Origin of the sequence: Isoptericola sp. NPDC019482 (assembly GCF_040632295.1) — a bacterium.
GTDB lineage: Bacteria > Actinomycetota > Actinomycetes > Actinomycetales > Cellulomonadaceae > Isoptericola.
This window is the reverse complement of the sequence record NZ_JBEYBQ010000024.1, coordinates 50,850-65,576: the sequence shown is the minus strand read 5'-3', so window position 1 is coordinate 65,576 and position 14,727 is coordinate 50,850. Positions and strand designations below refer to the sequence as shown.

At 73.1% G+C, this 14,727-nt stretch carries 12 protein-coding genes and 1 pseudogene; 2 read left to right on the top strand and 11 right to left on the bottom strand.

The annotated features are described in order from the left end of the window. From ABZ493_RS15345 to ABZ493_RS15300, 10 genes and pseudogenes are all read right to left on the bottom strand, one after another. A pseudogene (locus tag ABZ493_RS15345) lies at positions 1-311 on the bottom strand (hypothetical protein); the annotation flags it as partial. A 132-nt stretch (positions 312-443) separates the two neighbouring features. Beyond that, complete coding sequence (locus ABZ493_RS15340; RefSeq protein ID WP_430583010.1) at positions 444-1,112, bottom strand: response regulator transcription factor; 669 nt, start codon at positions 1,110-1,112, stop codon at positions 444-446. Positions 1,113-1,153: 41 nt separating this feature from the next. Further along, positions 1,154-2,635: a sensor domain-containing protein gene (locus ABZ493_RS15335; protein ID WP_430583009.1), complete on the bottom strand. Its 1,482-nt coding sequence runs from the start codon at positions 2,633-2,635 to the stop codon at positions 1,154-1,156. Positions 2,636-2,736: 101 nt separating this feature from the next. After that, positions 2,737-4,290 (bottom strand): adenosylhomocysteinase, encoded by a 1,554-nt coding sequence (ahcY, locus tag ABZ493_RS15330; RefSeq protein ID WP_430583008.1) that lies wholly within the window; start codon positions 4,288-4,290, stop codon positions 2,737-2,739. Positions 4,291-4,477: 187 nt separating this feature from the next. Continuing rightward, positions 4,478-5,095: a hypothetical protein gene (locus ABZ493_RS15325; protein ID WP_430583007.1), complete on the bottom strand. Its 618-nt coding sequence runs from the start codon at positions 5,093-5,095 to the stop codon at positions 4,478-4,480. A 185-nt stretch (positions 5,096-5,280) separates the two neighbouring features. Beyond that, positions 5,281-6,288, bottom strand: coding sequence for a hypothetical protein (locus ABZ493_RS15320; protein WP_430583006.1), 1,008 nt, complete (start codon positions 6,286-6,288; stop codon positions 5,281-5,283). Then, the gene (locus ABZ493_RS15315) at positions 6,282-6,863 is read right to left on the bottom strand and encodes a hypothetical protein (RefSeq protein ID WP_430583005.1); all 582 of its coding nucleotides are present in this window, start codon (positions 6,861-6,863) and stop codon (positions 6,282-6,284) included. The genes ABZ493_RS15320 and ABZ493_RS15315 overlap by 7 nt, the downstream gene beginning before the upstream one ends. A 157-nt stretch (positions 6,864-7,020) precedes the next feature. Further along, the gene (locus ABZ493_RS15310) at positions 7,021-7,932 is read right to left on the bottom strand and encodes a glycine betaine ABC transporter substrate-binding protein (protein WP_430583004.1); all 912 of its coding nucleotides are present in this window, start codon (positions 7,930-7,932) and stop codon (positions 7,021-7,023) included. A 79-nt stretch (positions 7,933-8,011) separates the two neighbouring features. Beyond that, positions 8,012-8,893, bottom strand: coding sequence for an ABC transporter permease subunit (locus ABZ493_RS15305; RefSeq protein ID WP_430583003.1), 882 nt, complete (start codon positions 8,891-8,893; stop codon positions 8,012-8,014). Then, on the bottom strand, positions 8,893-10,152 hold the full coding sequence (locus ABZ493_RS15300) for a glycine betaine/L-proline ABC transporter ATP-binding protein (protein ID WP_430583002.1): 1,260 nt from the start codon (positions 10,150-10,152) through the stop codon (positions 8,893-8,895). Before ABZ493_RS15300 ends, ABZ493_RS15305 begins: the two co-directional genes overlap by 1 nt. A 285-nt stretch (positions 10,153-10,437) precedes the next feature. On the opposite strand from ABZ493_RS15300, the gene ABZ493_RS15295 reads away from it, so the two are divergent. Both ABZ493_RS15295 and ABZ493_RS15290 read left to right on the top strand, forming a co-directional pair. Continuing rightward, a complete protein-coding gene (locus ABZ493_RS15295; RefSeq protein ID WP_430583001.1) occupies positions 10,438-11,127 on the top strand; it encodes a YoaK family protein in 690 nt (229 codons plus the stop codon). Further along, positions 11,124-13,019: a gamma-glutamyltransferase gene (locus tag ABZ493_RS15290; protein WP_430583000.1), complete on the top strand. Its 1,896-nt coding sequence runs from the start codon at positions 11,124-11,126 to the stop codon at positions 13,017-13,019. The genes ABZ493_RS15295 and ABZ493_RS15290 overlap by 4 nt, the downstream gene beginning before the upstream one ends. Before the next feature lie 101 nt (positions 13,020-13,120). Here ABZ493_RS15290 and ABZ493_RS15285 read toward each other — a convergent pair whose 3' ends face one another. Continuing rightward, complete coding sequence (locus ABZ493_RS15285; RefSeq protein WP_430582999.1) at positions 13,121-14,632, bottom strand: S8 family serine peptidase; 1,512 nt, start codon at positions 14,630-14,632, stop codon at positions 13,121-13,123. Positions 14,633-14,727 lie beyond the last annotated feature (95 nt).

Here is a 14,727-nt window from a genome sequence, read left to right as displayed (position 1 = left end):
CCGGCCGCGAAGAAGAGCAGCGCGAGCGGCTGCAGCCAGGTCACGAGCCAGCCGGCGCCGTGCCCGAGCGCGTTGCCGACCAGCAGGGTGCGCCCGTCCCAGGTGGCCTCCGCCATCAGCCAGTGCAGCAGCACCACCCCGAGCGTGCCGAGCGCCCGGACGACGTCGACGAACGGGTCGCGATCCCGGCGCGGCCGGACGGCGGGCGCGGCGTCCGGCGGCGTGGACCGGGTGGGGGCGTCGGGCCTCCGCGTCGCGACCGGCGGCGGGGCGGACGGCGAGGGCGGGGCGGGGGCGTCGAGGACGGCCACGATGGCTCCTGAGGCTGGGTGACGAGGACCCTTCCAGCCTCGTGACCTGCGACGTCGTCCGACATGGGCCTGACCCCCGCGCCGTCCGCCGTCTCCCCCGCACCGCCTCGGGGGACATCCCCCGCCGACCTGTCAGGCGTCGACGCCCAGGTAGCGCAGGACGGCGCGCACGCGCCGGTGGTCGGCGGAGTCCTGCGGCAGGTCGAGCTTCGTGAAGATGGCGGCGACGTTCTTCTCCACCGCCCCGTAGGACAGGTACAGCTGCTCCGCGATGGCGCCGTTGGAGCGTCCCTGGGCCATGAGCTCCAGGACCTCCTTCTCGCGCGGGGTCAGCCGGGCGACGCCGTCCTCCGGCGAGCGGTGCGCGCCCATGAGCTGCCGCACCACCTCCGGGTCCAGCACGGTCTCCCCCGCCGCGACGCGGCCGAGCGCGGCCACGAAGTCCCCGACGTCGGCGACGCGGTCCTTGAGCAGGTAGCCGACGCCGCGCGGGTCGCCCTCGAGCAGGCGCGACGCGTAGCGCGTCTCGACCCACTGCGAGAACACCAGCACCGGCAGGCCGGGGTGTGCGGCGCGCAGCGCCTCGGCCGCGCGCAGCCCCTCGTCCGTGTGGGACGGGGGCATGCGGATGTCCGCGACGAGGACGTCGGGCAGGGCGTCGGCGGCCGCGAGGGTCGTGACCTCGCGGACGAGGGCGTCGCCGTCGGGCACCGCCGCGACGACGTCGTACCCGCGGCGGGACAGGAGCGCGACGAGCCCGTCGCGCAGGATGGCGGAGTCCTCGGCGACGACGACGCGCAGCGGGCCCGAGCCGGTCGCTGGGCCGGTCGCTGGGCCGGGCGTCATCGGCGGGACCCGGGGGCGGGCAGCGGGATGGTCACGGTGATCACCGTAGGCCCTCCCGCCGGGCTGACCACCCCGAGCGTCCCGTCGACGCCGGACAGCCGGTCCGTGAGCCCGGCGAGGCCGCTCCCCCGCCCGGAGGCGTCGGGCGCGCGCACCGCGGCCCCGCCCACGCCGTCGTCGTGCACGCGCAGCACGAGCGCACGCACGGCCGCGCCGGTCGCGGCGTCCGCGACGGGCTCGACGCCGGCGACGACGTCGACGCCGGTCGCCCGGGCGTGCTTGGTCGCGTTGGCGACGAGCTCCGCGACGGCGAAGTAGGAGATGGCGGTGACGCTGGGCGGCAGGTCGGCGCCGTCGAGCCCGACGGCGTGCACCCGCACCGGCAGCGCGGCCCGCGCGGCCAGCGTCTCGAGGGCGACCGCGAGGCCGGCGTCCAGCGCGGGCGGGCGGATGCCGCGGGCGAGCTCACGCAGCTCCGCGAGCGTGTCCTTGGTGCTGGAGTGGGCCGTCTCCAGCACGGCGGCGAGCTCCGCGGTGTCGATGCCGGCGGTGCCGTCGGTACCGGCGGTGCCGTCGCGCAACAGCTCCCGCGCCTCCCCGATCTGCATGGCGACGGCGACGAGGTGCGCCTGGGTGCCGTCGTGCAGGTCGCGCTCGATGCGGCGCAGGCGCTCGTCGGCGTCCTCGACGGTGACGGCGCGGGCCCGCTCCGCGTACGCCACCCGCAGGCTGGCGCGAGTGGGGCTGAGCAGGCCTTCCGCCAGCAGCCGGAAGAGGCCCACGAACAGGGCCTGCACCTGCGGCCACAGGTAGAACAGGATCAGGCCGACTGCGACCAGCAGGAGCTGGCGCGCCGGGGTGTCGACGAACCAGTCGGTGCCGAACGACGCGCCGCGGTGCCAGGTACCGTCGCCGGCCTGCTGCAACGGCAGCCAGCGCGACCAGAACCAGTGCGTCATCCCGCCGAGCGCCACGGCGAGGAACACGGTGCTCACCACGAACGCCGCGATCGCCAGGGGGAACGTCACCACCATGTACAGCAGTCCGCGCCAGGCGGTCGCGTCGCCGAGCATCCCGCCGAGGCGCCGCCAGAACCCCTTCCGCGGCTGGCGCGGCGCGGGCTCGGCGATCTCGACGCCGAGGTAGCGCACCGCCATCCGCCGGTAGACCGACGCCCAGCCGCGCGCACCGAGCAGCACACCGCCCGCCACGAACAGGCCCACGACCGTCACCGCGACGCCCGCCATGAACGACACGGTGAACAGGGCGTACGCGAGCGCGAACGGCGCGAGCAGCAGCGCGAGCCACAGGAAGCCGTAGGCGCGCCAGGTCCGACCGTCGAACGGGGCGAGGAGGAACGGCGGCGCCCCGTCCGCCCGCGGGGACACCGTCGGACGCTCGGCGGGCTGCGTGGCCGGCGGGGTCGACGGGGTCGCGTGCGGCGGCACCTGGCCGTCGGTGGACGTCATGCTGGTCATGCTTCCAGGCTGCCGCCCGCGGCGCCGCGCCGACATCCGGCGGGCCACCCTGGGCACGGGGGCTGTCCCCCGTGCCCAGGGTGGTACGACGTCAGTAGACGTCAGTAGCGGTAGTGCTCCGGCTTGTACGGGCCCTCCACCGGCACGCCGATGTACTCGGCCTGCTCCTTGCTCAGCTCGGTGAGCCGCACGCCGAGCGCATCGAGGTGCAGGCGCGCGACCTTCTCGTCGAGCACCTTGGGCAGGCGGTACACCTGGCGCTCGTACTGCCGCTCCTCGGCCGGGCGGGCCATGTCGGCGAACAGCTCCATCTGGCCGATCACCTGGTTGGCGAACGAGTTCGACATGACGAACGACGGGTGCCCGGTCGCGTTGCCCAGGTTGAGCAGGCGTCCCTCGGACAGCACGATGATCGACCGCTCGGGCCGCTCCACCCCGTCCGGCCCGACGCCGGCCGGCAGCGTCCACTCGTGCACCTGCGGCTTGATCTCGGTCTTCACGACGCCCGGCACGGCGGCGAGCCCGGCCATGTCGATCTCGTTGTCGAAGTGCCCGATGTTGCCGACGACGGCCTTGTCCTTCAGCGCGAGCATCTGCTCGACACGCACGACGTCCTTGTTGCCCGTCGTGGTGATGACGAAGTCGGCCTCGCCGATCGTCTCGTCGAGCCGGGCGACCTGGAAGCCGTCCATCGCCGCCTGCAGCGCGCAGATCGGGTCCACCTCGGACACGATGACGCGCGCGCCCTGGCCGCGGAACGCCTCGGCCGCGCCCTTGCCGACGTCGCCGTAGCCGCACACGAAGGCGACCTTGCCGCCGATGAGGATGTCGGTGGCGCGGTTGATGCCGTCCGGCAGCGAGTGGCGGATGCCGTACTTGTTGTCGAACTTCGACTTGGTGACCGAGTCGTTGACGTTGATCGCCGGGAAGATCAGCTCCCCCGCCTCGGCGAGGTGGTAGAGCCGGTGCACGCCCGTCGTCGTCTCCTCGGTGACGCCGCCGATGCTCTGCGCGATCGTCGTCCAGCGCAGCGGGTCGGAGTCGAGCGCCCGGCGCAGCACGCCGCGCACCACGTTCATCTCGTGGGTGTGGTCGGGCTCGCCCGGCAGGGTGTCGGGCGGCACGACGCCGGCACGCTCGTACTGCAGGCCGAGGTGCACCAGCATCGTGGCGTCGCCGCCGTCGTCGAGGATGAGGTTGGGGCCGCCCTCGCCGTTCTCCGCGCCCGGCCACACGAGGATCTGCTCGGTGCAGTCCCAGTACTCCTCGAGGCTCTCGCCCTTCCACGCGAAGACGGGCACGCCCTGCGGGTCGGCGGGGGTGCCGTGCGGGCCGACGACGATCGCCGCCGCCGCCTCGTCCTGCGTGCTGAAGATGTTGCAGCTCGCCCAGCGCACCTCGGCGCCGAGGGCGACGAGCGTCTCGATGAGGACGGCGGTCTGCACCGTCATGTGCAGGGAGCCGGCGATGCGGGCGCCGGCCAGCGGCTGCGCCTCGCCGTACTCGGCGCGCAGGGCCATGAGGCCGGGCATCTCGTGCTCGGCGAGGCGGATCTGGTGCCGGCCGGCCTCGGCCAGCGCGAGCGAACGCACCTTGTAGCGGCCGGGTGCCTCGTCGAAGCCGGTCGTGCCGGGTGCCTCAGCGGTCGTGGACATGGTCGCCCTCCTGGGGTCTGCGGTATGAGCCGTGTGCGCTGGGGGCTCCCGTCTGCGCGTGGCCCGGCGGCGTCCGCGCGGGCCAGCACCCAGGGTAGACCGCGGCGCCTCCGGCATGCAGCGAGGCCGGCACCCGTGCGGGTGCCGGCCTCGTGCGGAGCGTCGGTGGTGCGACGACGACGCGTCCTCAGCCGTTCTTCGAGGCGCGGTAGCCGGCCTTGCGCGCGGCGGACGCGGTCGTGAAGCACTCCTCCGGGGTGGTCACCTTGTAGTAGCGGCCACCGGGCACGTGATAGATCCCCGACTGGTTGCCCTTGACCGGCGCCCAGCTCGGGCAGTTGTACTTGCTCACCGGCGTGGTGCGCGACGGCTTCTTGCCCTGCTTGACGACCAGCGTCTGCGTCTTGGACTTGGACTTCGTCGCCGACCAGACCTTCTTCTTCGCCGACGTGAGCTTGTACGTCCTGTAGGTGACCTTCGTGGTCACCTTGTACGTGCCGGCCTTGAGCGCGACGGACTTCTTGTTCTTCGCGATCGTCTTGCCGGACTTCTTCACGGTGAGGGTCTTGGACTTCACCGAGACCTTGCCCTTGGCGACGACGCTCGGCTTGACAGTCGCCTTCTTCTGGTAGGGCGCGGTCTTGGTGCCGATCTTCTTGATCGTCACGGACGTCGCGGCCGCGGCCGACGCCGACGGCGCGGACAGGGTCGCGGGGACGGCGGCGAGCGGGGCCGCCAGCAGCGTCACGGCCGTGACGAGGGCGACGAGGCGGCCGGGACGGCGCGCAGGCAGGATGGACGTCACGTGTGTCTCCAGTTCGGGGCCCCGTTCCCGGGGCGCAGGGTCCGCGATTCAACCCGCGGACGCGCCCCTCCCCAGGCGGTGCGCCGGCGTCGCGGGACCAGTATCCCCGAGCACACGGGCGAAACAGCCCGTCCATGGCGGACTTCACCCGGCGACCGCCGCGCGCGGCACCACCTCGCCACGAGCTACTGGGTGAGGACCTGAAGCTCCCCCACCGTGATCGTCGTCGCCGGCGACGCGAACTCGGCGGTGAGCTGGCCGGACTGGCCGCCGCCCGTCCAGTCCGCCACCCAGTAGGTCGTGGCCGACACCTGGTACTCGCCCTGCCGCGTGTACACGTACCCGCAGTCCGGCGACTCCTTCTTGCCGTACGAGTCCTCGTAAGGCGTCCCGGGCCCGTAGCAGGTCTCGGTGTTCCCGTCGCCCATGTCCCACACGACCCGGTCCACCCTGGCGTCCAGTGTGACCGTCAGACCCTGGTCCGACGACGACGCCGACTGCGGGCCCACCTGAGCCGCGGACGGGCCCTCCGCCCACATCCACGTAGGCATGCCGACCAGGCCGACCCGGCCGGGTTCGTCCTCCGGCACGATGCCGATGTCGATCGGGTCGATCGGGAGCGACGCGAACGCCTCGCGCGCGAGCTCCTCCGGGTCCGCCGGTTCCACGCCGGGCAGGTTCTCCTGCCAGCCGTCCACGGACTGCACGCAAGCACGCCCGCCGATCTCGAGCCCGTCGACCTGGTCCCCCGACATCAGGCTGTCGCACCACGCCCTCGAGGGCTGGCATGTGACGATGTACCCCTCGTCGTGCCCCTCCCACAGCGGGTCGCTCTTCGGCGGCTGCGGGTCCACGAGCTTCTCGTAGCACAGGCGAGAGTCGCTCCAGTCGCCGTCAGGCGTGTGGCAATCGACGACAAAGTCCGGACGTCCGTCAGCGCCCGGGACCACGCACTCCCGCGGCGCGCTGGGTCCGCTGCTCTCGTTGCCCGGGCCCGGATCCTGGTCCGGCTCCGTCTGCGTACTGTCCTTCGCGCACGTCTCGATCCCGTTGCCGCTCACGACGGGGTGCTGACCCTCGGGGCACGTGATGGCGCCGGCCGACAGCCCCGGCACCATCACGGCCATGGCGACGAGGAGCGCGAGCACGGCCGCGCTCGCCGTGCGCCGCTGGGCGGGAGCCGCGCTCAGCATGACCCGTCCTGCGGTGTGGATTCGGTGACCCGCCACGAGTTCCCCTCGCCCTGGTGCACGAGCCGATGGACGACGACGCTCCGCTCGCGCTCGTTCGGCAGCGGGATCTCGCTGCCGTCCTTCTGGTGGAGGTGCAGCGACGACGTGTCGAGACAGCTCGTGAACGCCACCTGCTCGTGCCCCGGCTCCTCGGCGACGTAGTCCGTCACCTCCGACGACTCCAGCTCTGACGCCCCCGTCGTGTACTGCCCCTTCGCCGCCGCCTCCTGGTAGACGGGGACGAATCCCTCCGCCAGGGCGCTGCTCCAGTACTCGTTCGCCAGCGTGGGCCACCCGGTGAAGCCGTCGTTCCCCGCGTCGACCTCCGCCTGCTGGAACTCGGCCAGGAACTCCTCCGCCTCCTCGACGACCCGCTGCTTCTCCTGCTCCTCGTCGCTGAGGCTAGGGCTGGCGCTGGCGCTGGCCTGCAGCCGCGCAAGGGTCGCCGCGCCCGCGTCGTCGTCGGCGCAGGCCGCCGCGCTCCCGGCGACCGCCAGGGCGAGCAGGGCAACGCCTGCCGTTCGGGTCCTTCTCATCCGTGCGCTCTCCTCGTCGATGGTGCGGCGCGGTTCGCAATGAAAGGTGCGGGCCAATCTAGTGCCCCGGCGCGAGCCCGGGGCAAACGTCCCGGACGCCGAGACGCCCGCCCGGTGCGGACCGGGCGGGCGTCTCGACTTCTCGGCGCTGCGGCACTCAGCCCTCGAACGCCGGGATGACGTCCGGGTTCTCCTCGAGCCACTGCTCGACGCCGGCGGCCGGGTCGTCCTGGTTGTCCACGGCGACCGTCTTCTCGAGCGAGCTGTACTGCTCGTCGCTCAGCTTGATCGAGCCGAGCCAGTCGGCGATCTCGGGGCTGCCCTCGGCGAACTCGCTGTTCGCCATGAACTCGAGGTTGTCGCGGTCGCTGAACGCGCCCTCGGGGTCCTCGAGCGCCTTGAGCGGGTAGCTGCCGTTCGCCCAGAACGGCGTCCACATGGTGACGAGGATGTCCTCCTTGTTGTCGATCGCCTCACCGAGAGCGGTGAGCATGGCCGACGTGGAGGACTCCTGCAGCGTGTACCCGGCGTCGTCCAGCCCGTAGGCGGGGATCGCGAGCTCAGCCGTGTCCTTCATCAGTCCCGCCGAGGGCTCGATGCCGGTGATGACACCGTCGAACTTGTCGACGTTGTCCGGCAGCTCGGCCAGCGAGTCGATGTCGGTGTACTCGGGGACGGCCAGGAACTTCTTGCCGTCCTCGTAGAAGTCCCCGAGGTTCTGCAGGTCGTCGCCGTACTGCTCGATGTAGGCGCTGTGCAGCCCCGACCACGCCGAGGGATAGAGGTCCACGTCGCCCTCGGAGAGCGCCGTGTAGAGCACGCCGGCCTCGTTGAGCTCCTTGTGCTCGACCTCGTACCCCGCGGCCGAGAGCTGGTTGTCCAGCAGGTACGCCATGGTGAGGCCGTCGGTCCAGGAGGGGATGTAGCCGAGGGTGACGGTCTTGTCGTCGGACCCGCCACCCTCGCCGCCGTCGTCGCTGCCGCAGGCGGTCAGCGTCAGGCCGAGTGCGGCGACCGCGGCCAGGGCGGTGCCCCGGCGGACGCGGCGGCTCATCTGGTGCTTGCTCATGGTGGATTCCTTTCGTGCCGGCCTGTGCCGGCATTTCGACGATGTGGGTCCCGGGCACCGGGACGCCGTTCCGGGGCGCTCAGACGGCGGGCGCCACACGGCGGCGCCGGCGCAGCACGTCGATGAGCGAACGCCCGGTGGACTGACCGATGGCGCCGGTGAGGCGGTCCAGGTAGATGGCGAGGATGACGACAGCGAGGCCGGCCTCGAAGCCGGACGCGACGTCCACGCGAGAGATCGCCCCGACGACCTCGGCACCGAGCCCGCCCGCGCCGACCATGCCGGCGACGACGGCCATCGACAGCGCCAGCATGATGACCTGGTTCACCCCGGCCATGATGGTCGGGAGGCCCAGAGGCAGCTGGATGCCGGCGAGGATCTGGCGGCCGGTGCCGCCGAACGCCTCGCCCGCCTCGACGGTCTCCCGGTCCACCTGGCGGATCGCCAGCTCCGTGAGACGCACCCCGGGGGGCAGCGCGAAGATGATCGTGGCGCAGACGCCGGGGGCGACGCCGATGCCGAAGAAGATCACGACGGGCACGAGGTAGACGAACGCCGGCATGGTCTGCATGAAGTCCATCACCGGACGGATGACCGCGCTGAACCCGTCGCTGCGGGCCGCGAGGATGCCCAGGGGGATGGCGATCACGAGCGCGATGACGGCAGCGACGACCACCAGAGCGAGGGTGTCCATGGCCGGCTCCCACAGCTCCATGCTCACGACGAGGAGCATCCCGACCAGCGTCACGGCCGCGAACGACCACGACCGCACGAGGAGGGCGAGCAGCGCGAACACCGCGACGACGACGAGCGGCGGCGGTGCGAGGAGCACGCCGGAGATGCCGTCGACGAGGGCTGCCAGCCCCGTGCTGATGCCGTCCAGGAGCGGGTCGAAGTTGTCCTTGATCCAGTCGACGCCGTCCGCGACGTAGTCGCCGAGGTTCAGGTTCGGGATGGTCATCAGTTCGCTCCCGCGGTGTCGAGGACGGTGTCGCTGTCGTCGCCTCCGGCGCGGGCGGGCTCTCCGCCCGCCACGCCGTTCTCGCCGTCAGGGACCGACAGCGCGCTGAGCAGCGTCACGCGGGGGATCACGCCGAGGAGGCGGTCGTTCTCGTCGACGACCGCCAGCGGCGCGCGGCTGGCCGCGGCGTCGCCGAGGAGCTCGATGAGCGGGGTGTCGGGGGTCACGCGGATCGCGCCCTCGCCGCCGAGCGGGAGGGTGTCGGCGCCCTGCTTGACGGCGTTCGCGACGTCGTCCTCCCAGACCACGCCCTCGAGCCGGCGGTTGCGGCCGGTCACGATCAGCGCGGGCACCTGGTGCTCGCGCAGCAGCTTGTGCGCGGCCTTGGGCCCGGACTCGACGCCGATGACGGCGGCCGGGCGCTCCATCACCGCGGACGCGGTGAGCACGCGGCTGCGGTCGACGTCCGCGACGAACTGCGCCACGTAGTCGTTGGCGGGCTCGTTGAGGATCTGCTCGGCCGTGCCGACCTGCACGATGCGACCGTCGCGCATCATGGCGATGCGGTCGCCGAGGCGCATGGCCTCGTTGAGGTCGTGGGTGATGAACAGGATGGTCTTGCCCAGCTCGGACTGCAGCTCCAGCAGCTGGTCCTGCATCTCCTTGCGGATCAGCGGGTCCAGGGCGCTGAACGCCTCGTCCATGAGCAGGACGTCGGTGCCCGCGGCAAGCGCCCGGGCGAGGCCGACGCGCTGGCGCATGCCGCCCGACAGCTCGGACGGCAGCGAGCCGCCCCAGCCGCCCAGGCCGACCATGCCGAGGGCCTCCTCGGCGCGCTGCTCGCGCTCGGCCTTGCTCACGCCCCGCAGCTGCAGCGGGTAGGCGGCGTTCTCGCCGACGGTCCGGTGCGGCAGCAGCGCGAAGTGCTGGAACACCATGCTGACCTTGGTGCGGCGGACCTCGCGCAGGCCGGCCTTGGACAGGTGCGTGACGTCCTGCCCGTCGATGCTGATGGATCCGGCGGTGGGCTCGAGGAGCCCGTTCACGGTGCGGATCAGAGTGGACTTGCCAGAGCCCGACAGTCCCATGACGACGAAGATCTCGCCGGGCGCGACGTCGAACGTGGCGTCGATGACCGCGGCGGTGAGGCCTTCCTTGCGCAGCGTGGCGCGATCGGCGCCTTCTTCCAACATGCGGACGCCGCGCTGCGGGCGGCGTCCGAAGATCTTCGTCAAACCATTTGCCTGGATGGCTGACACAACTCTCCCGGGGTCGGGGACATGGCCTGCCCGGTCCGACGGCGACGCTCGTCGACCGGACGGTGGCGGCGTCGTCTCGGCTTGGCACCGGCACGGGGCCGCCACACACTGTTCACGACGTTAGGCCATCTCCGGCACAGCCCTGTACGCACCCCTGGCAAAACCCCGGTGATCTTTATCATGCTGTGACCAACGGGGCAGGTTAGGCACGGAACCACCCCGCTGTCATCTGGAACTGTCAAGCGCTCCGGGCACCCGCCTGTCGCCGATCGGTACGGTGGCGTGGTGCCCTCGCTCCTCGGACCGCTCCGGCGTGACCGCGACCGCCTCCATCTCGCCCTGATGCTCGCCCTGACGTTCTCCACCGGGATCGCCGACGCCGTCGGCTATCTCGGCCTCGACCGGGTGTTCACGGGCAACATGACGGGCAATGTCGTCATCCTCGGCATGGCGCTCGCCGGCGGCGACGACCTGCCCGTCGCCGGACCCCTGCTCGCACTGGGCACGTTCATGGGCGGTGCGGTGGTCGCGGGCGTGGCGCTGCGCCCCGTCCAGGTGGGCTGGTCGGCCCGCACCACCGGGATGTTCGCGACCGTCGGGGTCCTGCTGACCGCGATCACCGTGCTGCTCGCCGTCTCCGGTGACGAGCTGCCGCACGCCGTGCAGCTCACCGTGACCGGGCTGCTAGCCCTCGCGATGGGCACGCAGGCGGCGACGGCACGTCATCTGTCGGTCAAGGACGTCACGACGGTCGTCGTCACGTCGACCATCACCGGCCTGGCCGCCGACTCCCGCCTGGCGGGCGGGCACGGCACGAACTCCGGGCGGCGCATCGCCGCGATCGCCCTCATCTGTGCCGGCGCGGCCGCCGGCGCCCTGCTGCTGCAGGCCCACCTGGCGTGGGGCGTGGGCGTGAGCGCGGTACTCACGCTCCTCGTCGCCGCCCTCGGACACACCACGGAGGATCCTCGATGACGTTCACTCCCCCGCCCGCCCACCCCACGCGTCCGGACCTGCGCGGCACGTTCGGGATGGCCGCCTCGACGCACTGGCTGGCGAGCGCGAGCGCCCAGTCGGTGCTGGAGCGTGGCGGCACCGCGTTCGACGCGGCCGTCGCGGGGGCGTTCGTGCTGCACGTCGTCGAGCCGCACCTCAACGGGCCCGGCGGGGACATGACGGCGATCCTCGCGACGGCGGACGATCCCGCCCGTCCCCGCGTGCTGATGGGGCAGGGCCCCGCCCCGGCCGGGGCGACGATCGCGCACTACCGCGACGTCGAGGGCCTGGACCTCGTCCCCGGCTCGGGCGCGCTGGCGGCCGCCGTCCCGGGCGCCGTCGACGCGTGGCTCCTGCTGCTGCGCGACCACGGCACCTGGACCGTGGCGGACGCCCTCGCCCCCGCGATCGGGTATGCGCGCGACGGCCACCCGGTGCTGGCCGCGGTGTGCCGCACGATCGAGGGCGTCGCGGAGCTGTTCCGGGAGCACTGGCCCACGTCGGCGGAGCGCTGGCTGCCCGGCGGGCGGGCACCGCGGCCCGGCGAGCTCGTCACCAACCCCGAGCTGGCGGCCGTGCTCGAGCGCCTCGTCGCCGCCGAGGCCGACGCCTCCGCGGGCGGCGCCGACCGGGCCGCCGCGGTGGACGCCGCCCGCGCCGCCTGGCGCGCCGTCGTCGGCGAGGCGGCCGAGGAGTTCGTGCGCACGCCGCACCGGCACGCCGACGGCCGCGACCACGCCGGGGTGCTCACCGCGGCGGACGTCGCGGGGTTCGAGGCGTCGTTCGAGGACGCCGTGACGATCGACTTCTGGGGGTACACGGTCGCCAAGACCGGTGCCTGGGGACAGGGCCCCGCGCTGCTGGAGGCCCTGCGCATCCTCGACGGGTTCGACGACGCGCGGCTCGACCCGTCCACCGAGCTCGGCGCGCACACCGTGCTCGAGGCGCTCAAGCTCGCGCTCGCCGACCGCGACACCTGGTACGGGGACGCGGGCGACGGCGTGCCGCTCGACGTCCTCCTGTCCGCGGAGTACGCCGCCGCCCGCCGCGCGATGATCGGCGACCGCGCGTCCCACGACGTCCGCCCCGGCGACGTCGCGGGCCGCGACACCCCGGCGATGCCGCCCCTGCGCACGTCGTACGCCACGGACGTCCCGGCCGCCGCCCTGCCCGGCGCCCCGGCCGGCGGCCCCGCGGCCGGCGTGGGCGAGCCGACCGTCGTCGTCGGTGCGACCGCACCGCTGAACGGCGACGGCCTCGAGACCGATGCCACCGGCGCGACCCGCGGCGACACGTGCCACCTGGACGTCGTCGACCGCTGGGGCAACATGATCAGCGCGACGCCGTCGGGCGGGTGGCTGCAGTCCTCCCCCGCGGTGCCGGGACTCGGCTTCGCCCTCGGCACCCGGCTGCAGATGACCTGGCTGGACGAGTCCTCGCCGTCCGCCCTGGCGCCGGGCCGCCGGCCGCGCACCACGCTCACCCCGACGCTCGTGCTGCGCGACGGCGAGCCCGTGCTGGCGTGCGGGTCGCCGGGCGGCGACCAGCAGGACCAGTGGCAGCTCGCGTTCCTGCTGCGCGTGCTGGTGGGCGGCTACACGCCGCAGGAGGCGATCGACGCCCCCGCCCTGCACACGACGTCGGCGCCCGGGTCGTTCTGGCCGCGCACCTGGACGCCCGGCGGCGCCGTCGTCGAGGACCGGCTCGGCGCCGACGTCCTCGCCGGGCTGGCCGAGCGCGGCCACGTGCTCACCCTCGCCGGCGACTGGGCGCTCGGACGGCTCAGCGCCGTCACGCGCGACCCCGCCACCGGCGTGCTCGGCGCGGCGGCGAACCCCCGCGGGGCGCAGGGGTACGCCGCGGGCCGCTGATCCGGAACGACTCGAGCAACTGGCGAGGGGTGAATCCTCCGACCACGGAGGAGGGCGGCCCCGGCATGCCGGGAGCCGCCCTCCTCGTCCGTCGCGACAGGTCAGCCGAGCGTCACCGCGTCGAGCGCGTCGACCAGGCCGTCACCGAAGAACGAGTTCTCCTGCGGCGTCCCGACGCACACGGGCCCGGCGGTCGTGGTGCCGCAGGGCCGGTCGTCGGCCTGGTCGCGCACGGCCTGCTCGAGCTGGGCCGGCGTCCAGTCCGGGTGCGCGGACTTCATGAGCGCGAGCACACCGGCGACGTGCGGCGACGCCATGGACGTGCCGCTCTTGGTGTCCCACGTCCCGTTCAGCTCGGTCGAGACGATGGCGCTGCCCGGGGCCGCGACGTCGATCTTGCCGAGGCCGCGGTTCGAGAAGGAGCTCAGGGCCCCGGTGCTCGTGACGGAGGAGACCGTCACGACGCCGTCCGCCTCCGTCGGGATGTCCTCGCAGCCCGAGTTGATGGTGCGGTCCACGGCCGTCGAGTCGTTGGGGCTCGACGTGTCCCGGGTGTTGGCCGCCAGGTCCGTGGCCGAGTTGCCGGCCGCCGCGGCGTGCACGGCACCCCGGTCGGTGGAGAAGTCGATCGCCCGGCGCACGGCCTCCTTCGCCGCCGCCTGGTCGGGCTGGTCGTCGCACCAGTACTCGAACGGGTCGATGTAGTAGGAGTTGTTGGTGACGTCCACGCCGTGCAGGCCCGCCCACACGAAGCCGCAGACGGCGTACTCCGGGTAGATGAAGCCGTCGTCGTTGACGACCTTCACCGACGCCATCTTGACGCCGGGGGCGACGCCGACGATCCCGACACCGTTGTCGGCGGCGGCGATGGTGCCGGCCACGTGGGTGCCGTGGTCCGACGTGGTGGGCAGCCAGCCCGTGGCCGACGTGTCGGGGCGTCCCGCCGCCGTGCAGTTCACCGAAGCGCTCGTGTCGACCTGGGTCGCGAGGTCGGGGTGCGTGACGTCGATGCCGGAGTCGAGGACGCCGACGAGCACGTCCGGCGAGCCCGGGTTGATCTCGATGGCCTGGTCGGCTTTGATCATCGCCATGTCCCACTGGGTCGCCTCGCCCGGGTCCGGGACGGCGGCGGTGCCGGACCCGTCCTCGACCTCCACCCCGGGCTTCTTGGTGACCTTCGACTTCCAGGGGCCGCCCTTGGCCCCGGGGACATCGGCGGCGGCCTCGGGCGTGCCCTCGCTCACCGGGACGGTGCGGGTGACCCCGACGGACGCGACGGCGTGCCCGCGCGCGAGCCGCACGACGTCGGCGCGGAAGTCCGCGCGTGCCGCGTGCGCGACGACGACGCCGATCTCGGGCCACGACTGGACGACGACGCCGCCCGCCGCCTCGACGGCCCGCTCCGCGAGACGCGTCTGGCCGGGGTTCGCGTGCTTGGCGTTGACGACGTAGGAGAAGGTCTGGCCGTCAGGAGTGGCGACCGGGACCGGGGTGGACGGCGGTTCGGCTGCCGTGTCCCCGGCGGCCGCGGCGCTGCCGACGCCCGCGATCAGGAGGGCCGTGGCGGCGCCGACGGCGACCAGACGCGCGCGATGGGTGGTGCGCAGGTTCATGGTGTCCCCTTCGAGAGGTGCGGTGGTCGCCTCGTTGCGACCGTCAGGACGTGACGTTAGCCGTCAGGTCCGCGGAGCGCGCCCGAACGCGCGGT